The sequence below is a fragment of the Streptomyces sp. NPDC001410 genome (assembly GCF_042895235.1).
Classification (GTDB): domain Bacteria; phylum Actinomycetota; class Actinomycetes; order Streptomycetales; family Streptomycetaceae; genus Streptomyces.
In genome coordinates, this window is sequence record NZ_JBIAWE010000021.1 from 20849 (window position 1) to 47356 (window position 26508).

A 26508-nucleotide genomic window follows, 5' to 3' on the forward strand; every position below is an offset into this window, starting at 1 on the left:
CCGTGATTCGCTCCCTACTTGAGCCCACTCAGCATGACGCCACGGATGTAGTACTTCTGCAGCAGCAGGAAGAGGATCAGGACGGGCAGGATGCTCAGGACGAGTCCGGCCATGACGATGGGCATCGTGCGGGACGGGTCGACGTAGTCCTGAAGGAGCTGGATCCCGACGGGCAGGGTCATCACGTCCGGGTTGGCGGTCGAGACGAGCAGCGCCCAGATGTACTCGTTCCAGGCGTCGACGAAGGTCAGCAGCCCGAGCGTCACCAGAACCGGCTTGGTCTGCGGCACCACGATCCGCCACCACACGGCGAACTCGCCGGCCCCGTCGATGCGTGCGGCCTCCAGGACCTCGTCCGGGATCGAGACCATGAACTGGCGCATCAGGAAGATCCCGAAGCCGTTGACCAGGAACGGCATGGCGAGCGCCACGACACTGACCGTCAGGCCCGCGCCCCCGCGCCCGAACAGGTCGTTGCCGCCCGCGAGCGGCCAGTGCACCAGGATCAGGAAGTGCGGGATGAAGAAGAGGAACGGCGGGAACATCATCGTCGACAGCACCAGGCGGAAGATGAAGTTCCGTCCAGGGAAGCGGAGTTTGGCGAGCGCGTAGCCCGCGAGCGACGACGTGAGCAGCACCGATCCGGTGATCACGGCGGTGGCGACGACGCTGTTGCGGAAGAGCACCGGCAGATCGAGCTGGTCGACCGCCGCCCGGTAGTTGGACAGGTCGAAGGCGTCGGGCAGGAACCGGTACGGCAGTGTGCCCGCCTCACCCGGCCCCTTGAAGGACGTCATCACCATGTCGAGGAACGGCACGACCGTGAGTACGGCGCCGGTCATGACCAGCAGATACGAGAACCATGGGAAACGGCGGCGGTTCATGCGTCCTCCCCCTTGCGCCGGAAGATCCACAACTGCGCCAGGGTGACCACGAGGACCACCACGAACAGCACGAAGGCTGCGGCGCTCGCGGTGCCCCAGTCGCCGTACGAGAAGGCCTGCCGGTACATTTCCAGCGCGGCCACGTTGGTCGCGTCACCCGGCCCGCCCTTGGTCATCACGATGATCAGCGCGAACGACTGCAGGCCGGTGAGGAACTGGGTGATGCAGACGAACAGCAGGGACGGACGCAGCAGCGGCAGCGTGATCTTCCGGAAGACGGTGACGGGCCCGGCGCCGTCGAGCGCGGCGGCCTCGTAGTACGACTCGGGAATGGACTTCAGCCCGGCGGTCAGGATGAGGATCGCCGAGCCGACCGAGGCCCAGGCCTGGACGACCACGACGGAGGGCAGCGCGGTGTCCGGATCCTGGAGGAACGCCACCGAGTCGAGCCCGAGGGCGTTGAGGACGCCGTTGACGAGCCCGCCCGGCTCGTACATGTACTTCCACACGTTGCCGACGGCGACGACCGTCGTGACGATCGGCAGGAAGTACAGCGTGCGCCACAGCCCCTGGAACCGCAGGTTGTCGATACAGGTGGCGACGACCACGGAGCCGGCGAGCGCCAGGGCCACCGTGCCCAGGGCGAACAGCAGCGTGTTGGTGAGGATCGGCGCCAGGAACGTCGATCCGTCCGCGAAGAGGCCGGTGAAGTTGTCCAGTCCGACGGGATCGATGTCGCCGAGGTCGAACCCGGCCCAGCGGGACGTCGACAGCAGCAGCGCGAAGCCGAGCGGCAGGATCAGGAAGACCGCGAAGAACAGCAGCGTCGGCGCCAGGAAGAGGTAGGCGACGACGGCCTGGCGGCGTCGGCGCCGGGTGGGGCCGCGGCCGTCGACCGCGGGCCCGGCGGAGCGCGGTCCGGGCACTCGCTCGGTCGTCTCCGGCGCCAGGGCGTTCACCATGAGCGGGACACCTCCTGATCGACCTGACGGCGGGTGGTCCGCAGTGCCTCGTCGACCGACTGCTGACCGGTCCACAACGCCTCGATGTTCTTGCGCAGCAGCGACTTGGCCTGCTGCGCGCCCGGCACGTTCGGCTCCGGCACCGCGTACGCCAGCGCGTCCAGGAACGGGCGCAGGTTCGGATCGCCGGCCCCGCCGAGCAGCGTCCGCATGTCGTCGGCACGGCCGGTCAGGGAACCGACCGACACCTGAAGCGCGCTCATCCGGGTCGCTGTCGCGCCCTTCCCGGCGCTCTTCACGCCCACTTTCTCGCTGTTGAGCCAGCGCAGGAACTCCCAGGCCTCGCGGGGGTGTTCACTGGCCGCGTTGACGCCCAGCATGAAGCCGGTGGAGAGCGTGGCGCGCTTGTCGCCCGCCTCGGGGACGGGTACGGGCGCGACGCCCACGTCGCGATAGTCCTTGCCCATCAGACCCTTCAGGTCCGCGGTCCACCATCCGGCGCTGACCACCATGGCCACCTGCCCGGACGCGAACGCCTTGTACACGTTGACGCCGGGCGCGCTCGCACCTTTGACGACGAGGCGGTGCTCCAGATCGAACACGGCCCGGCCGGCCGGCGAGTCGATGGCGGTGCTCCTGCCGTCCGCGGAGACGAACCTTCCGCCGGCGGCGTTGAGCAGGGCGAGCGTCTGGCCGACGGTGGTGGAGTCGTCGTAGGTGGACAGCCCGAACCCCTGGACCAGCGTGTTGCCGTACCGGTCCTGTTTGGCGGTGCGGTGGGCCGTCTCCTCCAGCTCCCGCCAGGTGCGCGGTGGTCCGGCGACACCGGCCTCGCGCAGCAGTCGCTTGTTGTAGTAGAGGGCGTACGTCTGCACCTCGGTGGGGTAGCCGTACACCGTGCCGCCCACCGATGCGGCGCCGACCGCGGCCCCGCCGTAGCCGCGCCTGATCTCCTCGGCGTGCTCGGAGGGAGCGGGCCGCAGGACGCCGGCCCGGACGAGCTGGCCGTTCCACAGGCAGTAGGGGTGGAGGATGTCGGCGCCCTGGCCCGCGGCCTGCCGGACCATGAACGTGGTCAGCAGGTCCGTGAACTCGACGGCCTTCGTCCGCACCTTGACCCGGTCGTGCGTGGCGTTCCACTCGTCGACCGGGCTCTGCAGGGCCTCCTTCAGCTCCCCGCTCGCGTAGTGGGAGAGCAGGGTGAGCACGATCGGATCCCCGGGCCGGCCGGTGCCCTGGTACGGCGCGGCGCATCCGGCGGCGAGCAGCGCCGAGGGGAGCCCCAGCGCGAAGTGACGGCGGCTCAGGCCGCCTGGGGCCCTGGTGCGGCGTGCCGGCGTCGTCATCGGGCGACCTCCCGGCGCAGCACACGGAACACCCGGGTCGTGGTGAAACCAGCCGCGCGGTACAGGTGGCCCGCCGGGGACCGTTCGCCGGTCCACAGGAACCACGCGGAGTGCGCGCCCCGTGCCCGCATCCGCTCCAGGACCAGGTGGAGCAGGACCTTGCCGAGCCCGGTGCCGCGCATCTCCTCCAGTACACCGAACGGGCCGAACCGCTCGTCCACCGACTCGTACGCGCCGTGCATCGCCCAGCCGGCCAGGCGGCCCGCAGGGTCCCGGGCGACGACGATCCGGTCGAGCGGCGTGCCCGCGGCCAGACACTCCCGGATCGCGCGCGCCCAGTCGGGGTTGAAGTGGTTCCCGGCGAGCGCGACCAGTTCCACCAGGTCGTCGTCGGACGGGGTGGCGAACCGGTGGCCCCGCGCCGTCAGTTCGTCCGCGCGGCAGGCGACATCCTCCGGGAAGCGATAGCCGACCAGGCTGCGGTCCATCGCCGCCGCCTCGTACAGCGCGCGAAAGCCCAGGGATTCGAGGAGCTCGGCTGCTGCCGGGTACGCCTCGGCGTCCAGGCCCGGGAGGATGTAGTTCGGGGTGTACGAGGAGAAGTCCACCCGGGTACGGCCGTGGCCGTGCAGCCAGTCGAGGGCGTCGGTCAGCAGCCGTCGGCCGAGGCCGCGCCCGCGGACGGCCGGGTCGACGAAGAAGAACGGGATCCAGCCCTGCTCCGGCTCCAGGTCGGTGCCGCTCATCGGCGTCAGACGGCGCACCGCGTAGGCCGCGCCGACGACACGGTCCCCGTCGACGGCGACCCTGAGCCCCTCCGGATCGAAGTTGGCGTCGAGCAGCACCAGGGAGCGGAAGCGGTCCGGGGTGATCGGGTCGGCCGGCGCACTCCGGCGCCACGCCTCCACCAGGTGCGGGCCGTCGCCCGCGCGAAAGCCACGCATCCCGGCCCGGGATCTGGTCGTCGTCGTGCGATCGGTCATCGACGGGGTTGTCCTTCCGGGACGGAGTTGTCCTTCCGGGCGGAGCGGCGAGCAGCGGCGGTGGGGCGGGAGGCCTCACGGGTAGAGCAGCACGTCTTCGCCGGCCCACCGGCCGGGCGGCGTCGGCGGATCGCACAGCGGCAGCGGGTCGTCGCCCGCGTCGACGGTGTTCCGCAACCGGTCGGACCCCCACAGCAGGTCGATGAAGTGACGATGGCCGGTCCCCTCCGCGCCTCCGTCCGCGGTGTGCCAGGCGAAGTCGTCCGGGTACAGCCGCCGCAGCGTGGCGAGCATCGCGACGGCGGTGCGTACGGGAGCGAACACCTCGCGGTCGGTGATGTGGAGCTGGACCCCGCGCAGCGGCCGTCCGGCGTGTTTGTGGAAGGTCGGTACGTACCGCAGATCACGGAAGTGCACTCCGGGCAGGGCGAGTTCGGCGAGCGAGGGCGCGAACCGCGCGTCGATGTACGGGGCCCCGACGATCTCGAAGGGCTGCGTGGTACCACGGCCCTCCGAGAGATTCGTGCCCTCGAACAGGCAGGTGCCGGGGTAGACGGTGGCGGTGGCGGGCGTCGGCATGTTCGGCGAGGGCGCGACCCATGGCAGGCCGGTGGCCTCCGCGTCCATGGCGCGCTGCCAGCCGACTGCCTCGATCACCGTCAAGTCGGCCGCGCTGCCCGCCTCTTGGGGCACGGCCGACGCGTTGATATGCCGGGCGAGTTCGCCGCAGGTGAGGCCGTGCCGGACGGGGATCGGGGCGCGCCCGACGAAGCTGGCCCACACCGGGTCGAGCAGCGGGCCCTCGCTGACGAGCCCACCGAGGGGATTCGGCCGGTCGGCGACCACGAACCGTACGCCCGTACGGGCCGCCGAGACCATCAGGTCGAACATGGTCCACACGTAGGTGTAGAACCGGGCCCCGATGTCCTGCAGGTCGTACACCAGGGCGTCGACGCCACTGTCGATCAGGAGTTTGTCTAGACGCTCGCCGCCGCACCGGTAGGTGTCGTAGACCGGCAGGCCGGTGGCGGGGTCCGCCTCGGCGTCCTCGCTCTCGCCCGCCTGGCCGCTCCCGTGCAGCCCGTGCTCGGGACCGAACAGGGCGACCAGCCGCGCGCCGGCCTCGAGCAGTGCGGGCGCGGCCGGGCGCAGGTCGGGGAGGACACCGGTGTGGTTGGTCACCAGCCCGAGCCGGCCTGGCCCGGCGAGTCCGGGCGACGCATGCAGCCGTGCGATCCCGGTCGTCACCGGGACGCGGTCGTCCGTGCCCATCCTTTGCCCCCGTCTGCCGGTGACATCTCCAAGCGATGGTCGGAAATGTACGTGCATGCCCGGGAATTTTGCGGGATTTGGCCACAGTTCGCTCCGACGGCGGCCGCGGCACCCCTTGGCGCGGCCGGAGCGGTGCGGCGGTGCGAGGAGGGCCCGCACGCAGAGCGCCGGTCGGCGATCCTGGTCACACCGTCACGCCGTGCCCGGCGCCTCCGCCGCGTCGAACAGCAGCGACAGCCGGGCGCACCGGTCCACCACCACCTCGGCGAAGGCCGTGGCCCGCTTCGCCGTCCAGCGTTCGGCCGGGTCGGACACCGCCACCGAGGCCGCGACCCGTCCGTCCGCCGTCCGCACGGGTACGGCGACGCCTCTGAGGCCGGGGTGGTTGGCCCCGTGGACACCGCGAAACCGTCGGCGCGGACGGCTGCGAGTGAGGCCTCCACCTCCGCGGGGTGTACCGCGTCGCCCGCGCGTGCCAAGATCGCCGCCACCTCCTGCGCGGGCAGGTGCGCCAGGATCGCGTGCCCGCTGCACCCCCGGTGCGCCTTCCTCGTCGCCGGAGACGACGGCTACACCCTCGTCGACGTCGGCCGGGCCGGCGCCCCCGGTGTCCTGCTCGACGCGCTCGCCGACCGCGGCGGCAAGCCCGGCGACATCCGCCGGATCGTGATCACCCACGCCCACCCCGACCACGTCCAGGGCGCCGCCGACCTGCGGCGCCACAGCGGCGCGGACATCCTGGTGCACGCCGCCGACCGGCCCAGGCTGGAGGCCGGCCGGGTGCCGCCCGAGGGGCGCTCGGGGCTGCCCGGGCGGCTCCTGGACCGGCTGCCGAAGCTGCACTGGACGCCGGTCACCGCGGACGGCACCCTCACCGACGGCGATCTCGTCGACGGGTCCGGCGGGCCGCGGGTGATCCACGCTCCGGGGCACAGCCCCGGGCACATCGTGCTGTGGCACGAGCCGAGCCGCACCTTGCTGACGGGAGACGCCGTCTTCCACCGCGGCCGCCTCGACCTCGGTCACGCGGCACTCGCCGCCGACCCCGGACTGCGGGCGGAGAGCCTCGCGAAACTGCCGGCGGACGTCCGCGCGGTCGGCTTCGCCCACGGCGCCCCGCTCACCGGCGCGGGGGCCGAGACGTTCCGGCGGTTCGTCGAGAGTCGGTAACCGGCGGTATCGCTCCGCTCCGCGGCCGTGGCATCGTGGTCGCAGGGCGGAGGTGACCCCATGACCGATGCCGACCCGGGGCTGTTCGGCCCCTCCTCGGTGACCTGGCAGATGCACGGTGACCCGATGATGTGGGTCGCCGGCGTCCGCGCGCTGTATCTCCAGGCGCTGCACCCGCGCGCCGTGCGCGGCGTCATGCAGAACTCCGACTTCCGGCGGGACGCCTGGGGTCGGCTGATGCGCACCGCCAACTTCGTCGGCACCACGACCTACGGCACCAGCGAGGCGGCCGAGCGGGCCGGTGCCCGGGTGCGGAAGATCCACAGCATGCTCCAGGTGAGCGACCCGGACACGGGGGAGCGATACGGCGTGGACGAGCCCGAGCTGCTGCTGTGGGTGCACTGCGCCGAGATCGACTCCTATGTCCACGTCCTGCGCGGCTCCGGTTACCCGCTCACCGATGCCCAGGCCGACCGGTACATCGCCGAACACCGCGTCAGCGCCCGTCTGGTGGGCCTCGACCCGGACGCCGTACCGGCCGGCCGGGCCGAGCTGGCCGCGTACTTCGAGAAGGTGCGGCCGGAACTGGTCGCGGGACCCGAGGCACGCGCGGTGGACGACTTCCTCCTCCGCCCGCCGACGCATCCCCTCCTGGTCCTGGCGCGCGACGTGCTGTGGCGGCGCGTGGCGCAGCTGGCGTACGCCTCCCTGCCCCCGTACGCCCACGAGTTGTACGGCAGACCGGCCCCCCGACCCGACGTCGTGGCTCGCCGGCTGCGGGCCATGGGCGCCCTGCTGCGGTGCGTTCCCGCACGTCTGCGCTGGCAGCTGCCGCCCAAACACATCCTGCGAGCCATGGCGAGGCTCGGCCCGGACGCCCGACCGGCACCGTACAAACTGGGGCGATAGGCCGCCATACTGGACGAGCAGGGGGGTGTGTCACGGATCGGGCCGCGTCGTACGCGGTCGCGGCACGTGGCGATGCCCCTCCTGGGGGTGGGGCGGACAGTGACGGGGGCGACGGCGCGCAATGGGGGAGAACAGGCTGATTCAGGGCCGGTACCGGCTGCTCGACCTGATCGGGCGGGGCGGGATGGGCGAGGTGTGGCGGGCCCGCGACGAGTCCCTGGGGCGGCAGGTCGCGGTGAAGTGCCTCAAGCCGGTCGGCCCGCAGGACGACCCGTCCTTCACCCGCGTCCTGCGGGAGCGGTTCCGCCGGGAGGCCAGAGTGGCCGCCGCGCTCTCGCACCGCGGAGTGACCGTCATCCACGACTTCGGCGAGTACGACGGCGTCCTCTACCTCGTCATGGAGCTGCTCGAAGGACGTGACCTGAGCCGGCTCCTGGAGGACAACAAGGGGCATCCGCTGCCCGTGGACGACGTGATCGACATCGCGCAACAGGTCGCCGCCGCCCTCGCCTACACCCATCAACAGGGCATCGTGCACCGTGACCTGAAGCCCGCCAACATCGTGCGCCTGACCGACGGCACGGTGAAGATCTGCGACTTCGGCATAGCCCGCCTCGGCCACGACATCGGCTTCACCGCCCGCCTCACCGGCACCGGCATCGCGATGGGCACCCCGCACTACATGTCCCCGGAACAGATCGGCGGCACCGAGGTCGACCAGCGCAGTGACCTGTACTCGCTGGGCTGCGTCCTGTACGAGATCGCCACCGGGGCACCGCCGTTCGACCTGGACGAGGCCTGGGCGATCCTCATCGGCCACCGCGACACCCCGCCCCGCCCGCCCCGCGCCCACCGCCCCGAACTGCCCGCCCCCTTCGAGCGGATCGTCCTGGACCTGCTGGCCAAACAGCCCGAGGAACGGCCCTACGACGCCGGTGAGTTGGGCCGTCGCCTGGCCGCGGGGCGTACGGCGGCCACGTACGTGCCGACGGTCGTGACAGGACGGCCGCGCGCCGGCGAGTCGGCCGCGCACGAGATACGCCTGCCGGCGTGGACCCGGGGCATGACCACCGGCCACAAGGCGGTCGGTGCCGGACTGCGCGCCGTCCCGCCGGACCCCGGCGCGGCACTGCGCGGCGCCTGGACCGCCGGGGCCCGGGTCGCCGTCCTCTCCCGTCCGGCGCCGGACGCCGTCGCCGCCCTCACCGCGCGGCACCACGAGGGCCTCGGCCTGGCCCGGCGCGGCCGCTGGGCCGAGGCGCGCGACGTGCACCTGACCGTCGCCGCCGAACGGGCGGCGCTCCTCGGCCCGGACCACCCCGACACCCTCGCCAGTCGCTACGAGGCCGCCTTCACCCTCAGCCGCACCGGCCGGGCGGCCGACGCGCTGCGCGCCTACACCGACGTCGCCGCGGCCCGGGCGCGCGTCCTCGGCCCCGAGCACCCCGACACGCTGGCCGCCCGCCAGGAAACGGCCTACGTACTGGGCCAGTTGGGCCGCCACTTCGAGGCCCACCAGGGCTACACCTCGGTCCTGGCCGGCCGGATGCGCGTCCTGGGCCCCGACCATCCCGACACCCTGCGCTGCCGCCACAACCTCGCCTTCAACCTCAGCCGGCTCGGGCGCCTGGAGGACTCGTACCGCATGGCCCTCGACGTGGCCGCCGCCCGCGCCCGGGTGCTCGGCCCGGACCACCCCGACACCCTGGTCACCCGCTACGAAGTCGCCTACGCCCTGGGTCAGTTGGCGCGCTGGGACGAGGCTCTGCGCACCTACCGCGAGGTCGCCGACGCCCGCGCCCGCACCCTCGGCGCCGACCACCCGGACACCCTCGCCGCCCGCTACGAGGCCGGCATCAGTCTCGGCCGGCTCGGCCGCAGCGCGGACGCCCTGCGCCTCTACCGCGACCTGATCGAGGACCGCACCCGCGTCCAGGGCGCCACCCACCCCGAGACCCTGCGCGCCCGCCACGGCCTCGGCGTCAACCTCGGCCGCCTCGACCGCTGGGAGGAGGCCCTCGCCGAGGCCCGCGACGTATGCGCGCTGCGCGAACGCGTCCTCGGCGCCGACCACCCGGACACCCTGGTCAGCCGGCGCGAGGTCGCCGTCGCCCTGGGCTGGCTGGGCCGCTGGGCGGACGCGCTCACCGAGTACCGGCGGGTCGCCACGGCCCGCGAACGCGTCCTCGGGCCCGACCATCCCGACACCCTCGCCAGCCGCAACGACGAGGCCCACTGCCTGGAGCAGCTCGGCCGCGGCTCCGAAGCCGTGGAGCTGTACCGCAGGGTCGCCGTACTGAGCCGGCAGCGGGCGTCCGGCGGACACCGGCCCGTTCCCTGACCCGCGCGCCGACACGTCCGGCATGCCTATGGCCGACGTAGATCATCACGTGTTACGAAGACATCATGCCTGCCAACGAGGGAACCCGGACGTACGACGCCGTCATCATCGGCGGCGGCCACAACGGCCTTGTCGCCGCCGCCTACCTGGCCCGGGCCGGCCGCTCGGTGCTGCTGCTGGAACGGCTCGGCCACACCGGCGGCGCCGCCGTCTCCACCCGCCCGTTCGCCGGGGTGGACGCCCGCCTGTCGCGCTACTCCTACCTGGTCAGCCTGCTGCCGTCGAAGATCGTGCGCGATCTCGGTCTCGACTTCCGCGTCCGCGGGCGCACCATCTCCTCGTACACCCCCGTGGAGCGCGGCGGCCGGCCCACCGGTCTCCTCGTCGGCGGCGGGGAGCGGCGCACCCGGGAGGCCTTCGCCCGGCTGACCGGCGGCGAGCGCGAGTACGACGCCTGGCAGCGCTTCTACGGCATGACCGGCGAGGTCGCCCAGCGCGTCTTCCCGACCCTCACCGAGCCCCTGCCCACTCGCGACGAGCTGCGCCGCCGCATCGACGACGACACCGCCTGGCGGGCCCTGTTCGAGGAGCCGATCGGCGTCGCCGTCGAGGAGAACTTCACCGACGACCTGGTCCGGGGCGTCGTCCTCACCGACGCGCTGATCGGCACCTTCGCCGACGCCCACGACACCTCCCTGGCCCAGAACCGCTGCTTCCTCTACCACGTCATCGGCGGCGGCACCGGCGCCTGGGACGTGCCCGTCGGCGGCATGGGCGCCCTCACCGACGCCCTGGCAGCCGCCGCGCGCGAGGCCGGCGCGGAACTCGTGACCGGACACGAGGCGGTCCGCATCGAGACCGACGGCCACACCGCCGAGGTCACCTACCGCACGGCCGACGGCGAGGGCGTCGCCGCCGCCCGACACGTTCTGGTCAACGCCTCACCGCAGGAACTGGCCGCCCTGACGGGGGACTCCGCGCCCGAGCCCGCCGAGGGCGCCCAGCTCAAGGTCAACATGCTGCTCACGCGGCTCCCCAAGCTCCGCGACCCCTCCGTCGACCCCCGCGAGGCCTTCGCCGGCACCTTCCACATCGCCGAGGGCTACGGCCAACTGGCCACCGCCCACGCCCAGGCCGCCGCCGGTGAACTCCCCACCGCGCCGCCCTCGGAGATCTACTGCCACTCCCTGACCGACCCCTCCATCCTCGGCCCCGACCTCGCCGAGCGCGGCTACCAGACACTCACCCTGTTCGGCCTGCACACCCCCGCCCGGCTGTTCGCCCGGGACAACGACGCCGTACGCGAGGAACTGCTGAAGTCCACGCTCGCCCAGCTCGACGCCCACCTCGCCGAACCTCTTACCGACTGCCTCGCCACGGACGCCGACGGCCGCCCCTGCATCGAGGCCAAGACCCCGCTGGACCTCGAACGCGACCTGCGCCTGCCCGGCGGCAACATCTTCCACCGCGCCCTGTCCTGGCCCTACGCCCAGGAGGACACCGGCCGTTGGGGCGTCGAGACCCGGCACGCCAACATCCTGCTGTGCGGCGCGGGCGCGGTGCGCGGGGGAGGGGTGAGCGGGGTGCCGGGGCACAACGCGGCCATGGCGGTGCTGGAGGGGTAGTACGCGGCTCCTCCTGCGCCTTGCCGGCCCGGCCGACCGGTGGCCGCCCCGGCGGCGGGCGTCAGTCGGCCGAGGCCGTCCACCCCACCGCCTGGATCCGTGCCGCGTCGGCCGGCCGCGTCTCGTCGAAGACGACCTCGCCGTCGGCCTCGACGCGCGACGCGTCCACGTAGGCGCCGCGGCCGACGTAGAGCCGGTCCGTGGTGTACCGCCAGCGCACGGTCAGTTGCCGGGCGGCCGGCAGATCGGCGGTCAGCCGGTGCCAGACCCGCCCGGACCATCCGGTCACTGAGCCCGCCGGGTGCTCCTGCGGTTCCTCGCCGTGGCTCGTGGTGGTGAACGGCACCGGCTGCCAGGTGCTGCCCCCGTCCGTGTCGGCCTCCAGGGCGAGGACGTCCGAGACGGGCTCGATGTCCCACCACAGGGCGCAGCACAGCCGTGCGTCACCGGGCGAGGTGTCGACCGCGGGCAGGGTCAGGGCCGCCGTCGTGGCGTTGGCCGTTCCGGAGAACCAGGCGGTACGGCCACGGGCCGGGCGGACCGGTACGGCGCGCGCCAGATGGGTGCCCGCGGCGACCCGGGGCGCGGACCCGGACCGCCAAGTGCGCACCGGATGAACGGAGTTGCCCAGCACCACGAGGAAGGAGTCGGTCGTCGGGTCGAGTACGAGCGAGGTGCCGGTGAAGCCGGTGTGGCCCGCCGTGTGCGGGGTGGCCATCGCGCCCATGTACCAGTGCTGGTAGAGCTCGAAGCCGAGGCCGTGGTCGTGGCCGGGGAAGGCGGTGTTGAAGTTCGTGAACATCAGGTCCACCGACTCCGGCTCCAGGATGCGTGTACGGCCGTAGACGCCGCGGTTGAGCAGCGTGCGGCCGAGGACCGCGAGGTCCCAGGCGCAGGAGAACACCCCCGCGTGGCCCGCCACTCCGCCGAGGCTGTAGGCGTTCTCGTCGTGCACCTCGCCCCACACCAGCCCGCGGTCCAGCCCCGACCAGGGCGGGCGGGCGACCTCGGTGGCGGCGATCGTCGGTTTCCAGGACGCGGGCGGGTTGTAGCGGGTGCGGTCCAGGCCGAGTGGAGCGGTGATCTCCTCGCGCAGGAGGACGTCGAGGGCGCGGCCGGTGATCTGCTCCAGGACGAGCTGGAGGGAGATCAGGTTGAGATCCGAATAGAGGTAGACCGTGCCGGGCGGGTTGAGCGGCGCCTCGTTCCAGATGAGGCGGAGCCTCTCCTCGTGTGTCGGCGCGTTGTAGAGGGGGATCCAGGCGCGGAAACCGGATGTGTGGGTGAGGAGTTGACGGATCGTGATGTCCTGCTTGCCGGCCTGGCCGAAGTCCGGGAGGTACGAGGCGACGGTCGCCTCCAGCTCCAGAGTCCCGCGCTCCAGCTGTTGCACGGCGAGCAGTGAGGTGAAGAGCTTGGAGACCGAGGCGAGGTCGAAGACGGTGTCCTCGGACATCGGGATCTGCCGGCCGGCCGGGAACTCGATCCCGGTGTCGGTCTTGTCGTCGTATCCCGTATAGCGCACTGCCATGCCGATCGGCTGGTGCAGCGCCACGGTCGCGCCGCGGCCGGCGAGCAGGACGGCGCCCGCGTACCAGGCGTGCTCGGGGGAGGGCCCGAGGTACGCCTCCGCGTCGGTGACGAGCAGGCGCAGGTGGGCGGCCAGCAGTCCGGCCTGCTCCGGGGAGCCGTGCCGCAGGGTGCGGTGGCCGGAGGCGGAAGCGGCCTCGGCCGGGCCGGCCGGGAAGTCGGCGAGAGCGAGAGCGCCGCCCAGGGTCAGGGCGCCCAGTCGACGGCGGGTGAGTCTGGTGGCCACCTCATCGGTCATCGTGAAACTGTCCTGTCGGGTGCGGGACGTGTCAATGAGGCGTGCGCGCCGACCGGGGCGAACATGAGCCCGGCGGAGCAAAATCCGCCAACTATCTGACGGAGCATCAGAAAACCTCTTCCGTCGTCCGGGGGACTGCGGCATCCTGCGCCCATGCAGACGGAGCTGAGCAGGAAACTCGGAGTCGAGCACGCCGTCTTCGGCTTCACGCCGTTCCCCGCCGTCGCCGCGGCCATCAGCCGGGCCGGCGGCTTCGGCGTGCTCGGCGCGGTCCGCTACACCGCCCCCGACGACCTCAAACGGGACCTCGACTGGATCGAGGCGCACATCGACGGCAGGCCGTACGGGCTGGATGTCGTGATGCCCGCGAAGAAGGTGGAGGCCCCGAACGATCACACACTGACCGAGGCGGACGTCGAGGCGATGATCCCCGAGGGGCACCGGCAGTTCGTGCGGGACACCCTCGCCAAGCACGGGGTGCCGGAGCTGGCCGCGGGCGAGGCGTCCGGGTGGCGCATCACCGGGTGGATGGAACAGGTCGCCCGCACCCAGCTCGACGTCGCCTTCGACTACCCGATCCGGCTGCTCGCCAACGCCCTCGGCTCCCCGCCCGCCGACGTCGTCGCCCGCGCCCACGACCAGGACGTCCTGGTCGCCGCACTCGCGGGCAGCGCCCGGCACGCCCGCAAGCACCAGGAGGCGGGCATCGACATCGTCGTGGCCCAGGGCTACGAGGCCGGCGGCCACACCGGTGAGATCGCCTCCATGGTGCTCACCCCCGAGGTGGTCGAGGCGGTCGATCCGCTGCCCGTGCTGGCCGCAGGCGGCATCGGCAGCGGACAGCAGGTGGCGGCCGCCCTGAGCCTCGGCGCCCAGGGTGTGTGGCTGGGCTCCCTATGGCTGACCACCACAGAAGCGGACCTCCACTCACCCGCCCTGACCCGCAAGCTCCTCGCCGCCGGGTCCGGCGACACCGTCCGCTCCCGCGCCCTGACCGGGAAGCCCGCCCGTCAGCTGCGCACCGGGTGGACCGACGCCTGGGACGACCCCGCCGGGCCCGGCACGCTGCCCATGCCGCTGCAGGGCCTGCTGGTCGCCGAGGCGGTCTCCCGGATCCAGAAGTACGAGGTCGAGCCGCTGCTCGGCACGCCCGTCGGCCAGATCGTCGGCCGGATGACCGGCGAACGCAGCGTCCAGGCCGTCTTCGACGACCTCACCCGCGGCTTCGAGCAGGCCGTCGACCGCATCAACCGCATCGCCGGAAGGAGCGGACAGTCGTGAGCACACCCCCCACCGGCTTCTGGGCCCAGGCCGCCCAGAACCCCGACCGCACGGTCCTGATCGCCCCCGACGGCGAGCAGTGGACCGCCGGACGCCTGCACACCGCAGCCAACCGGCTCGTCCACGGGCTGCGCGCGGCGGGCCTCGAACGCGGCGACGCCTTCGCCGTCGTCCTGCCCAACGGCGTCGAGTTCTTCACCGCCTACCTGGCCGCCAGCCAGGCCGGGTTCTACCTCGTCCCGGTCAACCACCACCTCGTCGGCCCCGAGATCGCCTGGATCGTCGCCGACTCCGGCGCCAAGGTGCTCATCGCCCACGAGCGCTTCGCCGCACCGGCCCGCCACGCCGCCGACGAGGCCGGCGTGCCGGCCACCCACCGCTACGCGGTCGGCGCGGTCGCGGGCTTTCGGCCGTACGCCGAACTCCTCGACGGACAGCCCGAGTCGGCGCCCTTCGACCGCACGCTCGGCTGGGTCATGAACTACACCTCCGGTACGACCGGACGCCCCCGCGGCATCCGGCGCCCGCTGCCCGGCAAAGCCCCCGAGGAGGCCTACCTCGGCGGCTTCCTCGGCATCTTCGGCATCAGACCCTTCGACGACAACGTCCACCTCGTCTGCTCGCCGCTCTACCACACGGCCGTCCTCCAGTTCGCGGGCGCGTCCCTGCACATCGGCCACCGCCTGGTGCTCATGGACAGGTGGACCCCGGAAGAGATGCTCCGTCTCATCGACGCCCACAAGTGCACTCACACCCACATGGTCCCCACCCAGTTCCACCGCCTCCTGGCCCTCCCGGACGAGGTGAAGGGCCGGTACGACGTCTCGTCCATGCGGCACGCCATCCACGGCGCCGCCCCCTGCCCGGACCATGTGAAGCGGGCCATGATCGACTGGTGGGGGCACTGCGTGGAGGAGTACTACGCGGCCAGCGAGGGCGGCGGAGCCTTCGCCACCGCCGAGGACTGGCTGAAGAAGCCCGGAACGGTCGGCAAGGCCTGGCCCATCAGCGAACTCGCCGTCTTCGACGACGACGGCAACCGGCTCCCGCCCGGCCAACTGGGCACCGTCTACATGAAGATGAGCACCGGCGGGTTCTCGTACCACAAGGACGAGGACAAGACCCGCCAGAACCGCATCGGCGACTTCTTCACCGTCGGCGACCTCGGCTGCCTGGACGAGGACGGCTACCTCTTCCTCCGCGACCGCAAGATCGACATGATCATCTCCGGCGGGGTCAACATCTACCCGGCCGAGATCGAGTCCGTGCTGCTCGCCCACCCCGCGGTCGCCGACGCCGCCGCCTTCGGCATCCCGCACGACGACTGGGGCGAGGAGGTCAAGGCCGTCGTGGAACCCGCCCCCGGGCACGAGCCGGGCCCGGCCCTCGCCGCCGCCCTCCTGGACCACTGCGCGGAGCGGCTCGCCGGCTACAAACGGCCCAGGAGCGTCGACTTCATCACCGAGATGCCCCGCGACCCCAACGGCAAGCTGTACAAGCGACGCCTGCGGGACCCGTACTGGGAAGGCCGCACACGGCCGGTGTGAGGTTCTTGACCTGCGCCTGTGGTGGGCCGAGGATCGGCTGTCATGACGCAGGGACACGGCAGCACGGTCGACGGGGTGCTGCGGCGCAGCGCCCGGCGCACCCCGGCGCGGGTGGCACTGGAGTACGGCGAGCGCACCTGGACGTACGGGGAACTCGACGCCGCCGTCTCCCGTGCGGCGGGCCTCCTCCGCGCCGAGGGGCTCGCCCCGGGCGACCGGGTGGGCGCCTACGGCCACAACTCCGACGCCTATCTGATCGCCTTCCTGGCCTGCGCCCGCGCGGGCCTGGTCCACGTGCCGGTCAACCAGAACCTGACCGGCACCGACCTGGCGTACATCGTCGGCCAGTCGGGCAGCACGCTGGTGCTCGCCGATCCGGACATCGCCGGTCGACTACCCGACGGCGTACGGGTGTTGCCCCTGCGGAACTCGGACGACTCCTTCCTCGCCCGGCTGGCCGAGGCACCTCCGTACGACGGGCCCGAACCACGCACCGAGGACCTGGTGCAGCTGCTGTACACCTCCGGCACCACCGCCCTGCCCAAGGGGGCGATGATGACCCACCGGGCCCTGGTCCACGAGTACCTGAGCGCGATCACCGCCCTCGACCTGAGCGCCGGCGACCGGCCCGTGCACGCGCTGCCGCTCTACCACTCGGCGCAGATGCACGTGTTCCTGTTGCCCTACCTCGCGGTCGGCGCGACCAACATCATCCTGGACGCGCCCGACGGCGACCGCCTCTTGGACCTGATCGAGGCGGGCCGCGTGGACAGTCTGTTCGCGCCGCCCACCGTCTGGATCGGCCTGGCCAACCGGACCGACTTCACCACCCGGGACCTGAGCGGCCTGCGCAAGGCCTACTACGGCGCGTCGATCATGCCCGTGCCGGTGCTCCAGCGACTGCGCGAACACCTGCCCGGGCTGGCCTTCTTCAACTGCTTCGGGCAGAGCGAGATCGGCCCCCTGGCCACGGTGCTCGGGCCCGACGAGCACGAGGGCCGGCTGGACTCCTGTGGCCGGACCGTGCTGTTCGTGGACGCACGTGTCGTGGACGACAAGGGTGAGGACGTTCCCGACGGTACCCCCGGCGAAATCGTCTACCGCTCACCGCAGTTGTGCGAGGGCTACTGGGACAAGCCGGAGGAGACCGCCGAGGCCTTCCGGGACGGCTGGTTCCACTCCGGCGACCTCGCGGTGCGCGACCCGGGCGGCTACTTCACCATCGTCGACCGGGTGAAGGACGTCATCAACTCCGGTGGCGTGCTGGTGGCTTCACGCCAGGTCGAGGACGCCCTCTACACCCACGGCTCCGTCGCCGAGACCGCCGTGATCGGCCTGCCCGACGAGCGGTGGATCGAGGCCGTCACAGCGGTCGTCGTCCCACGCGGCGAGGTGACGGAGACTCAGCTCATCGCCCACGTACGGGAGAAGCTGCCCTCCTTCAAGGCGCCCAAGCGGGTCCTGTTCGTGGACCAACTGCCGCGCAACGCCAGCGGGAAGATCCTCAAGAGGGAGCTGCGGGACCGGTTCAGTGACCAAGGCGACGGTGCTTCGACCGCTGGTCGCTGACGCGGGTTCAGGGGCCGTCGGGCACGAGGTTGTTCGTGCTGAGCAGGTTGCCGCCGACCGGAACGCCGATCGACTTCCGCAGTTCTCCGATGCCCGGATCGCGGACGGACACGGTCAGGGTGTAGGTCGGCTGCCCGGTGATGGTGTTCGAGGAGTTGATCGGCGGCTGGAGCCCCTTCCACACCGCGTCGGCGTCGTAGCCGGGGCACAGGGCCCGTGCCGGCAGCCTGATCTCGCCGCTGCCGCCGCCGGTCAGGTCGATGTGTGTCTTGTCCTCGCGGCCGGTCTTCCCGGGGGAGTTCCAGGTGACAGGGAGGCCGTGCGCGCCGGCGACCAGTCCGTTCGGGCCCTCGATCTCCACCGCGACTCCCTCCCCGCCCAGGGTCCGGGACACCGTGAGGGATCCCTTCGGGCCTTGGGCGAAGAGCAGCCCGATGTGGAAACTGGCGGCGTCGTGGTCGGGCTGCGCATAGCCGTAGGAGCCGAGTTCGAGCTGCGGGCCGGGGCGTGGGGTGGCCTTGGGCGCGGGTGAGGAGGCGGCTGCGGGGAGCGGGAAGTGGTGGTAGCCCTTGGTTCCGCACCGATCGCCGTCGGAGGTCCCGCCTCCCGGCAGTGCGACGGCCTTGGCCGGCCCCGACGCGGGTGCCCTGTCCCACGACAACAGGCCCTGCTGCCAGGCGCCCACGAGCACGACGGCCGCCACGGCCATCCACGGGATCACCGTACCCGCCCTCTCGCGGAACGCACGCCCCTTCGGGCTCCGGCCCTTCCGCTCTGCCCTGAGTATCTTCCGGAGCCGCCGGTTCGCCCTCCTGGCCCGTGCCGACGGCTCCTTCGGCGCGGAGGTGCCATCGCCTTCGGCGGCGTCTCGCAAGAAGGCTGCCAACTGCTCGTCGGATATGGAGGAGTGGTCCTCCGGCCCCCCGTCGGATCCTTCGGGGGGCGGGATGTTGCTCACGGGGCGAACCCTTCACTGGCGTGGGGCTGGGCCCCGGGCGTTTCCGTCATGATGCCGTACCTGTCCGACCGAACCCTCCGGGCAGCAGGGCCTCGGCGAGCAGGCGCCATTGTGGCAGCGCCGAGGTGCCCGGCTCCACGCCGATCACCTGCACGGTCACATGGTCGGCGCCCGCCTCGGTGTGGCCCCGCAGCTTCCGAACGACGGTGTCCGGGTCGCCCCAGAACACCAGGTCGTCCACGAGGCGGTCGCTGCCGTCGGCCGAGAAGTCGTCGTCCGTGTAGCCGAGCCTGCGGAACTTCGCCAGGTTGTACGGGGTGTTGAGGTAGCCGTGCAGGTGCTCGCGCGCGAGGGCCCGGGCCCGGTCGGGGGCGGTCTCGAAGAGCACTGCGTGCTCGACGGCCAGGAAGGCGTCCGGGCCGAGGATCTCCCTCGCCTGGGCGGTGTGGGCCGTGTTCACGTGGTAGGTCTGGGCCCCGTCCGCGCGCTCGCGGGCCAGCTCCAGCATCCGGGGGCCGTACGCGGCCAGCAGGCGCCGCATCGGGGCCTTGGGACGGGGGTTGGGCGTCTCCGTCTCCAGGGCGTCCAGTTCGTCCAGGTACGCGGACATGGCGGCGAGCGGCTTGACCCCCGGGCGCGGCTGACCGCCGAAGCCGAGGCCGAGGGCGTGCCGGTCCGGGTAGGCGTCCGCGAGCAGCGCAGCGGCGCCGTAGGTCCACCGCGCCTCGCGTGACCAGATGCGGGCGATGCCGTTGACGACACTCAGCCGCTCGGTGCAGGAGAGCAGATAGCCGGCGTGGCTGAACGCGTCCCGCCCGAGGAGTTCGGGGATCCACAGCGCCCGCCAGCCCAGTTCCTCCAGTTCCTGGACCGAGTCCCGGATGAGCGCGGCCGGCTGGTGCTCGAAGTCGAAGGTGTAGATCCCGAACGTGCCGAGCCCCAGATGCTTGTCCCCGGTCATCGCGCGCTCCCTCGTGGATTGGATCACATCGGTTAATCGAAATATCGCAGAATCTCGATATGAACCGCAAGGGGAGGCCTGCGTGTGGACCAGGGGTGACTGTGGAGGGTGGCGGCTAGAGCGTCTGGCCCAGTTCCGCGACGAGGTGGGCGATGCGCTGCTCGTCCCGCTTGTAGTGGGTCCACTTGCCGACCCGGGTCGCCCGCACCAGCCCGGCGCGCTGGAGTTCGGCCATGTAGGCCGACACGGTGGACTGGGCCAGTCCCGCCTTCGCCTGAATGTGGCTCACGCACACACCCACCTCGGCCGGATCGGCGATCGCCGTCTCCATGGGGAAGTGCCGCTCGGGCTCGCGCAGCCACTGCAGCATCTGCAGCCGCATCGGATTGGACAGCGCCCGCAACGCGCCGACCAGCTCCGGATCCGGGGAGGGGACGGTGTCGGTCATGCGTCCGGAGTATAGGTTCGCCGCCGACGTTTCGAGATACGTCGATGTGGCCAGGGGCGTCCTACCGGCCGGGCCCGTGCCGTGACCGCTAGCGCGGCCGCAGATCCACGATCCGGCGGATCTTGCCCACGGACCGCTCCAGCGACTCCGGCTCCACGATCTCCACGGCCACGGAGACGCCGACGCCGTCCTTCACGGCCGCGGCGATGGACAGGGCCGCCGCCTCCCGCGCCTCGGGCGTGGCGCCCGGGCGGGCCTCGGCGCGCACGGTGAGCGCGTCGAGGCGGCCCTCGCGGGTGAGGCGCAGCTGGAAGTGCGGGGCCACGCCGGGGGTGCGCAGCACGATCTCCTCGATCTGCGTCGGGAACAGGTTGACCCCGCGCAGGATCACCATGTCGTCGCTGCGCCCGGTGATCTTCTCCATCCGCCGGAACACCCGGGCCGTGCCGGGCAGCAGCCGGGTCAGGTCCCGGGTCCGGTACCGGACGATCGGCATGGCCTCCTTGGTGAGCGAGGTGAACACCAGCTCGCCCTGCTCGCCCTCCGGCAGCACCTCACCCGTGATCGGGTCGACGATCTCCGGATAGAAGTGGTCCTCCCACACATGGAGACCGTCCTTGGTCTCCACGCACTCCTGGGCGACCCCCGGACCGATCACCTCGGACAACCCGTATATGTCGACGGCGTCGATCGCGAACCGTTCCTCGATCTCCCGCCGCATCTGTTCGGTCCAGGGCTCGGCGCCGAACACGCCCACCCGCAGCGAGGTGCTCCGCGGATCCACGCCCTGCCGCTCGAACTCGTCCAGCAGTGTGAGCATGTACGACGGGGTGACCATGATGATGCCGGGTTCGAGGTCCCGGATCAGCTGGACCTGGCGCGCCGTCATACCGCCGGACGCGGGGATGACCGTACAGCCCAGGCGCTCGGCGCCGTAGTGGGCGCCCAGCCCCCCGGTGAACAGCCCATAACCGTAGGCCACATGCACGGTGTCGCCGGGGCGCCCGCCCGCGGCCCGGATGGAACGCGCCACCATGTCCGCCCACATGGAAAGGTCGTTCTCCGTGTAGCCGACCACTGTGGGCAACCCAGTGGTGCCGCTGGAGGCATGGAGGCGGCGGATACGTTCGCGGGGCACGGCGAACATGCCGTACGGGTAGTGCTCCCGAAGGTCGGCCTTGGTGGTGAAGGGGAAGTGCGCCAGGTCGGCCAGTGAACGGCAGTCCTCCGGACGGACACCGGCCTTGTCGAAGGACTCCCGGTAGAAGGGCACGTTGTCGTAGGCGTGCCGCAGCGAGGCGCGCAGCCGCTCCAGCTGGAGCGCCCGCAACTCCTCGGGCCCGAGCTTCTCGCCCGCATCCAGCAGGTCCGTCGCATCCGCCATCGGGACTTCTCCCTCGTCAGCCGCACATTCCGGGCGACCGATCATTCGGTCGACCCTCCGGGATCAGTAAATTCAGACCATCCGCCTCCAGGCAAGAGGCCGGTTCGGAATTTCCCGACGGGACGGCGCGGAGAATGGGTGCGTGGAGCTACGACGCGAACTGCTGCCCCCGCCCGTGCCGGCCGAGCGGCTGGCGGAGCTGGGCGAGGAGATCGAGCGGATCGAGAGGCTGCTGTGCGAGGACGCGGAGGCCGGGCGCCGGGCCGTCGACGCCTTCAACGCGGCGACCGGGTGCGCATACGAGCCGTCGGACTTCCTCTGCCGGTCCGCATCGCGTGATCTGGAGGAGTTCGCTCTGGAGGCCGCCCGGCCGGCCCGGCCACGCGTCCCGGACGTCACCCGCGAGGAACTCACCGAGATCGTCCGCCGGATCCTGGCCGGATGCGCATCGGGGGACCTTGACACCGACTACTACCTGTCGGTGTTGCGGACCAACGTCACTCATCCTCGGGCCGCCGACCTGCTCTTCTACCCGCCTGCCCACCTGGCGGACGCCCCGCCGGAGCGGATCGTGGAGGAGCTGCTGGCCTACCGGCCCATCGCCCTGTGAGCGGCCAATGGCGTTGCGGCCCGGCGGCCCGGACCTGGATGATCACCGGCATGCAGACCTTCAGTGCAGGCGACGGAACCCAGCTCTCCTACCACCTCAGGGGCGAAGGCGAACCCCTCGCCGTCCTGCCCGGCGGGCCCATGCGTGCCTCCGTCTATCTCGGGGACCTGGGCGGGCTTGCCGCGCACCGGCGGCTGGCGCTGCTCGATCTGCGGGGTACCGGGGATTCCGGGGTGCCTGGCGACCCGGCGACGTACCGCTGTGACCGGCTGGTGGACGACGTGGAGGTGTGGCGGGCCCACATGGGGCTGGAGCACATGGATCTGCTGGCTCACTCGGCGGCCGGTAGTCTCGCGATGCTCTACGCGGCCCGCTACCCCCACCGGATACGGCGGCTCGTGCTGATCACCCCGAACCCCTCGGCCCTCGGGATGCCGCCGTCGCCCGAGGACCGGCTGGCCGCGGCCCGGCTGCGGGCCGACGAGCCGTGGTTCGCGGAGGCGTTTCCCGCGTTCGAGGCGTGGCTGACGGGGGAGGGCGACTTCGACGAGGTCTTCATGCCGTTCTTCTACGGCCGCTGGGACGACGCCGCCCGCACGCATGACGCTGCCGCGGACGAGCAGACCAACGACGAGGCGGCCGACCGGTACTTCGGCGAGGGAGCCTTCACCCCGGACGCCACCCGGGCCGCGCTCGCCGCCCTGACCGCCCCGGTTCTGGTGTACGCGGGCGGAGCCGACGGCGGCCCCCGCCCCGACCTCGCCCGCCGCACCGCCGAGGCCTTCCCGAATGCCGAGGTCACCGTCCAGCCCGGCGCCGGCCACTACCCGTGGCTGGACGACCCGGAGCACTTCGTCCGCCGTACTCTCGCCTTCCTCGACGCGGACACGGTCAGCCCTGTTGCGGGCCGTACGCCCGCATGAAGCGGTCGCGGAACTTGTTCATCGGCCAGATCGGGGCGTCCGCCGCCGGCTTCAGGCCCTGCGTCCAGCCCCAGCCGGAGACACGGTCCAGCACCTTCGGGTCGTGGGCGACGATGGTGACGGGCACGTCCTTGCGGGGGCTGCCCGCGGTGACGGTCGGCACCGGCTGGTGGTCGCCCAGGAAGACCAGGACCGTGTTCTTGTCGCCGTAGCGCTGCATGAACTCGACGAGGCTGTGCAGCGAGTACTCGATGGCGTTCCGGTACTCGGTGCGCACGCTCTCGGCGTTCTTCCAGACCTCCTTCGGGTCCTTGCCCTCCTTCTTGATGCGGTGGAAGACCGAGCCGTCGCCGAGGTCCTTCCAGTCGATCATGTGTGCGACCGGCGCCCAGGGGTTGTGGCTGGAGGCGAGGATGATCTCCGCCATCAGCGGCCCCCGGTCCTTCTTGCCGAACTCCAGCCGGTTGAAGGCCTCCAGGCTGAACTGGTCCGGCACGGGCGTCCAGCTGAAGTAGGGGCCGTGGTAGCCGAGGTGCGTGGAGTCGTAGATGTGGTCCAGGCCGAAGAACCTGCCCTCCGGCCAGGCGTACCGCACCCCCGGCACGACGCCGACCGTGCGCCAGGCACCGGTCTCGCGGAAGTACTTGGTGAGGGTCATCCGGTCGCTGGCCGTGACGGTCCGGTACCGCTGCTGGTTCTTGACCCACAGGCCGGACAGGAAGGTCGTGTGGCACAGCCAGCTGCCCGCGCCCGTCACCGGGGAGCGGAGCCAGCCGCTGCGGGCCTCGAATCCCGCCGCCTTCAGGGAGGCCGTGCCCTCCTTCAGGACGGTACCGATCCGCGGCGCCATCGCCGGGTCCTCGATCGCCGTACGCCCGTAGCTCTCGATGAAGGTGAACAGGACGTCCTTGCCGCGCAGGCCGGTCAGCAACTGGTCGCGCGGTGTGCCGGCGAAGGCGTCGACGGCGGCCTCCTCGCGGAAGACCCGGGCGTCCGCGAGGCCCGCGCGCACCTGCTCGACCCTGTTGTCCACGATGACGGCGTTGATCTTGGAGGCGATCGGCACGTCACCGATCTGCAGGCTGAGCGTGACACAGGTGATCCACGCCGTGCCCAGCACCAGGGTGCTGCGGGTGGCCACTTGGCGGTGCCGGACCATCAGGCCGGTCAGCCGGACCGTGGCGAGCGTGGTCAGCACGAGAACCGCGACGGCGAGGAGCAGAGCGCCGGTGACGGCGAGCAGCTGGCCGGTCCGGCCGAGCGACTCCCGCAGGAAGTCCGCCGCGTCGCCCAGCAGGCCCCAGTCCATCACCAGGTTGAACGGCCGCACGAGCACCGAGTAGAAGCCCATGTCGACGCACTTGAGGATGGTCAGCAGACCGAGCAGCAGGCCCGTGACCACCGCCGCGACCCGTCGGCCCCGGTGCGGCAGCACCAGGAGCAGACCGGCCAGCAGGATCCCCTCCGCGGGGATGCGCAGGAACGTGATGAAGGTCAGCCCGTCGAGCCGGTTCGGCAACAGCAGCGCGCCCAGCACGAGGACGGCCGCGAGGACCGTCGTCCCCACGCTCACGCCCCGCGCGACCCGTGGGTGGCGCAGGCGCCAGCCGAACCAGCCGGGGCGGGCACCCGCGGCGGAGTCCCGCTGGGTGTCCTCCCCGCTCCCCTCGTCACCGGTGTCCGACTCCGCTCTGGGGTCCGGCAGTTGACGAGGCATGAGGTGTGACACCCGAAGGTCCTTCCGTGCGTGGCCCGGTCCCGGCTGCGACGGGCCGGAACCAGGAGGCCGACGCCGTCATCACCCGTACGGCCGACCGTCACCGTCCGTTCAACCGTGGCGCACACAGTACGCGGCCCCGACTGCCCGGCGGCGAGGGGACACCCCTGTGCCCTAGCGGTCCGCGGCCACCGCCACCTCCCGCGCCCACCGGTAGTCCGCCTTGCCGCTCGGCGACCGCTGGATGGAGTCCGTGATCACCAGCTGGCGCGGGATCTTGTAGCCGGCCAGCCGGGTGCGGCAGTGGTCCTGGATGTCGGTCAGCGAGGGGTGCCGGGCTCCCTCGCGCAGTTGCACCACGGCCGCCACATGGTTGCCCCACGTGGCGTCCGGCACCCCGGCGACCAGCGCGTCGTACACGTCCGGATGGGCCTTGAGGGCCTGCTCGACCTCCTCCGGGTACACCTTCTCGCCCCCGGTGTTGATGCACTGCGAGCCCCGGCCGAGGACGGTGACCACGCCCTCCTCGTCCACCGTCGCCATGTCGCCGAGCAGCACCCAGCGCTTCCCGTCCTTCTCGAAGAACGTCTCGGCGGTCTTGCGCGGGTCGTTGTAGTAGCCGAGCGGCACATGGCCGCACTGCGCGACCCGGCCGATCTCGCCGACGGCGACCGGCTCGTGCGTCGCCGGATCCACCACCTGTGTACGGGCGTTGACCCGGATGCGGAAACCCCGCTCGGGTCCCGAGTCCTCCGTCGCCGTACCGTTGAAGCCGGACTCGGAGGAGCCGAAGTTGTTCAGCAGCAGCGCGTTCGGGACCAGTTCCCGGAACTGCCGGCGCACGGTCTCCGACATGATCGCGCCCGACGAGGACACGCTGAACAGCGCCGAGCAGTCCGTGCCCTTCAGCGGCCCGCCGAGTGCGTCGATCAGCGGCCGGAGCATGGCGTCGCCGACCAGGGACACGCTGGTGACCTTCTCCTTCTCGACGGTCCGCAGCACCTCCTCCGGTACGAACTTGCGGTGCAGGACGACCCGTTGGCCGAAGTTGAAGCCGATGAACGCCGTGAGGGTGGACGTGCCGTGCATCAGCGGGGGAGTGGGGAAGAAGGTGATCCCCGACCCGCCCGCGGCGACCCGCTCGGCCAGCTCCTCCGGGCTCTTCACCGGCTCACCTGTCGGCGCCCCGCCGCCCAGCCCCGCGAAGAACAGGTCCTCCTGACGCCACATCACCCCTTTGGGCATGCCGGTCGTGCCGCCGGTGTAGATGATGAACTGGTCGTCGCCCGACCTGACGGGAAAGTCCCGCTCGGGCGAACCGGACGCCTCCGCCTCGGCGAACGGGACGGCGCCGGGCACCGGCGAAGACGAATCGCCCACCCGCAGCAGGTGCCGCAGCTTCGGCGCACGCGGCAGCGCCGCCGCCACCCGGTCACCGAACTCCCCGTCGAAGGCCAGCGCGACCAGATCCGCGTCCCGGTAGAGGTAGACCAACTCCTCCTCGACATAGCGGTAGTTGACGTTGACCGGGACGACCCGGGCCTTCATGCAGGCCAGGACCGTCTGCAGGTACTCGACGCCGTTGTAGAGGTGGAGGCCCAGATGCTCCCCGGGGCGTATCCCGTTGTCGATCAGGTGGTGGGCGATGCGGTTGGCGGCCGCGTCCAGCTCCGCGTACGTCAGGCGGCGTTCCGCGCCGGTGCCGGGATGGTCGAGGTACACGAGAGCCTCGCGGTCCGGTACCACGTCGACGACCGACTCGAACAGATCGGCAAGGTTGTACTCCACCG

At 71.8% G+C, this 26508-nt stretch carries 22 protein-coding genes; 9 read left to right on the top strand and 13 right to left on the bottom strand.

Annotation, left to right across the window (positions count from 1 at the left end; translation table 11 throughout):
* Positions 1-14 precede the first annotated feature (14 nt).
* From ACFY3C_RS36555 to ACFY3C_RS36580, 6 genes are all read right to left on the bottom strand, one after another.
* The gene (locus tag ACFY3C_RS36555) at positions 15-884 is read right to left on the bottom strand and encodes a carbohydrate ABC transporter permease (RefSeq protein ID WP_390773885.1); all 870 of its coding nucleotides are present in this window, start codon (positions 882-884) and stop codon (positions 15-17) included.
* Entirely contained in the window at positions 881-1846 is a 966-nt protein-coding gene (locus ACFY3C_RS36560; RefSeq protein WP_390773886.1) for a carbohydrate ABC transporter permease, read from the bottom strand. Before ACFY3C_RS36560 ends, ACFY3C_RS36555 begins: the two co-directional genes overlap by 4 nt.
* Positions 1840-3192 (bottom strand): ABC transporter substrate-binding protein, encoded by a 1353-nt coding sequence (locus ACFY3C_RS36565; RefSeq protein WP_390773887.1) that lies wholly within the window; start codon positions 3190-3192, stop codon positions 1840-1842. Before ACFY3C_RS36565 ends, ACFY3C_RS36560 begins: the two co-directional genes overlap by 7 nt.
* Complete coding sequence (locus tag ACFY3C_RS36570) at positions 3189-4175, bottom strand: GNAT family N-acetyltransferase (protein WP_390773888.1); 987 nt, start codon at positions 4173-4175, stop codon at positions 3189-3191. Before ACFY3C_RS36570 ends, ACFY3C_RS36565 begins: the two co-directional genes overlap by 4 nt.
* Positions 4176-4250: 75 nt before the next feature.
* On the bottom strand, positions 4251-5447 hold the full coding sequence (locus tag ACFY3C_RS36575; protein ID WP_390773889.1) for an exo-beta-N-acetylmuramidase NamZ domain-containing protein: 1197 nt from the start codon (positions 5445-5447) through the stop codon (positions 4251-4253).
* A gap of 192 nt (positions 5448-5639) precedes the next feature.
* Positions 5640-5801, bottom strand: a complete 162-nt coding sequence (locus ACFY3C_RS36580) for a hypothetical protein (RefSeq protein ID WP_386578523.1) — start codon at positions 5799-5801, stop codon at positions 5640-5642.
* Between the two features lie 39 nt (positions 5802-5840).
* Here ACFY3C_RS36580 and ACFY3C_RS36585 point away from each other — a divergent pair, with 39 nt between their 5' ends.
* The 4 genes from ACFY3C_RS36585 to ACFY3C_RS36600 all read left to right on the top strand — a co-directional run bounded on the left by ACFY3C_RS36585 (position 5841) and on the right by ACFY3C_RS36600 (position 11492).
* Positions 5841-6617 carry an MBL fold metallo-hydrolase gene (locus ACFY3C_RS36585; RefSeq protein ID WP_390773890.1) on the top strand — a complete coding sequence of 259 codons (777 nt, stop codon included), beginning with the start codon at positions 5841-5843 and terminating at the stop codon, positions 6615-6617.
* 60 nt (positions 6618-6677) lie between these two features.
* The gene (locus ACFY3C_RS36590) at positions 6678-7526 is read left to right on the top strand and encodes an oxygenase MpaB family protein (RefSeq protein WP_390773891.1); all 849 of its coding nucleotides are present in this window, start codon (positions 6678-6680) and stop codon (positions 7524-7526) included.
* 121 nt (positions 7527-7647) lie between these two features.
* On the top strand, positions 7648-9867 hold the full coding sequence (locus ACFY3C_RS36595; protein WP_390773892.1) for a tetratricopeptide repeat protein: 2220 nt from the start codon (positions 7648-7650) through the stop codon (positions 9865-9867).
* 65 nt (positions 9868-9932) lie between these two features.
* Positions 9933-11492 carry a phytoene desaturase family protein gene (locus tag ACFY3C_RS36600; protein ID WP_390773893.1) on the top strand — a complete coding sequence of 520 codons (1560 nt, stop codon included), beginning with the start codon at positions 9933-9935 and terminating at the stop codon, positions 11490-11492.
* A 61-nt stretch (positions 11493-11553) separates the two neighbouring features.
* Here ACFY3C_RS36600 and ACFY3C_RS36605 read toward each other — a convergent pair whose 3' ends face one another.
* Positions 11554-13320, bottom strand: coding sequence for a serine hydrolase (locus ACFY3C_RS36605; protein WP_390773894.1), 1767 nt, complete (start codon positions 13318-13320; stop codon positions 11554-11556).
* Positions 13321-13473: 153 nt separating this feature from the next.
* Between ACFY3C_RS36605 and ACFY3C_RS36610 the strand changes: the two genes are divergently transcribed.
* From ACFY3C_RS36610 to ACFY3C_RS36620, 3 genes are read left to right on the top strand one after another with little or no spacing between them, the layout of a single operon-like run.
* On the top strand, positions 13474-14601 hold the full coding sequence (locus ACFY3C_RS36610) for an NAD(P)H-dependent flavin oxidoreductase (protein WP_390773895.1): 1128 nt from the start codon (positions 13474-13476) through the stop codon (positions 14599-14601).
* Positions 14598-16148: an acyl-CoA synthetase gene (locus ACFY3C_RS36615; protein ID WP_390773896.1), complete on the top strand. Its 1551-nt coding sequence runs from the start codon at positions 14598-14600 to the stop codon at positions 16146-16148. Before ACFY3C_RS36610 ends, ACFY3C_RS36615 begins: the two co-directional genes overlap by 4 nt.
* 42 nt (positions 16149-16190) lie before the next feature.
* Positions 16191-17717, top strand: coding sequence for an acyl-CoA synthetase (locus ACFY3C_RS36620; protein ID WP_390773897.1), 1527 nt, complete (start codon positions 16191-16193; stop codon positions 17715-17717).
* 7 nt (positions 17718-17724) lie between these two features.
* On the opposite strand, the gene ACFY3C_RS36625 is transcribed toward ACFY3C_RS36620, so the two are convergent.
* The 4 genes from ACFY3C_RS36625 to paaK all read right to left on the bottom strand — a co-directional run bounded on the left by ACFY3C_RS36625 (position 17725) and on the right by paaK (position 21468).
* Positions 17725-18426, bottom strand: a complete 702-nt coding sequence (locus tag ACFY3C_RS36625) for a hypothetical protein (protein WP_386578532.1) — start codon at positions 18424-18426, stop codon at positions 17725-17727.
* A gap of 295 nt (positions 18427-18721) precedes the next feature.
* Positions 18722-19636, bottom strand: a complete 915-nt coding sequence (locus tag ACFY3C_RS36630; RefSeq protein ID WP_390773898.1) for a TIGR03620 family F420-dependent LLM class oxidoreductase — start codon at positions 19634-19636, stop codon at positions 18722-18724.
* Between the two features lie 115 nt (positions 19637-19751).
* Complete coding sequence (locus tag ACFY3C_RS36635) at positions 19752-20084, bottom strand: ArsR/SmtB family transcription factor (protein WP_390773899.1); 333 nt, start codon at positions 20082-20084, stop codon at positions 19752-19754.
* Between the two features lie 88 nt (positions 20085-20172).
* On the bottom strand, positions 20173-21468 hold the full coding sequence (gene paaK, locus ACFY3C_RS36640; protein WP_390773900.1) for a phenylacetate--CoA ligase PaaK: 1296 nt from the start codon (positions 21466-21468) through the stop codon (positions 20173-20175).
* Between the two features lie 142 nt (positions 21469-21610).
* Here paaK and ACFY3C_RS36645 point away from each other — a divergent pair, with 142 nt between their 5' ends.
* Both ACFY3C_RS36645 and ACFY3C_RS36650 read left to right on the top strand, forming a co-directional pair.
* A complete protein-coding gene (locus tag ACFY3C_RS36645) occupies positions 21611-22078 on the top strand; it encodes a bacteriocin immunity protein (protein WP_390773901.1) in 468 nt (155 codons plus the stop codon).
* A 50-nt stretch (positions 22079-22128) separates the two neighbouring features.
* Positions 22129-23001 carry an alpha/beta fold hydrolase gene (locus ACFY3C_RS36650; protein ID WP_390773902.1) on the top strand — a complete coding sequence of 291 codons (873 nt, stop codon included), beginning with the start codon at positions 22129-22131 and terminating at the stop codon, positions 22999-23001.
* Here the strand turns inward: ACFY3C_RS36650 and ACFY3C_RS36655 are convergent.
* Positions 22970-24718 carry a sulfatase gene (locus ACFY3C_RS36655; RefSeq protein ID WP_390773903.1) on the bottom strand — a complete coding sequence of 583 codons (1749 nt, stop codon included), beginning with the start codon at positions 24716-24718 and terminating at the stop codon, positions 22970-22972. The genes ACFY3C_RS36650 and ACFY3C_RS36655 overlap by 32 nt on opposite strands.
* A 174-nt stretch (positions 24719-24892) precedes the next feature.
* On the bottom strand, positions 24893-26506 hold the full coding sequence (locus tag ACFY3C_RS36660; protein ID WP_390773904.1) for an acyl-CoA synthetase: 1614 nt from the start codon (positions 26504-26506) through the stop codon (positions 24893-24895).
* Positions 26507-26508 lie beyond the last annotated feature (2 nt).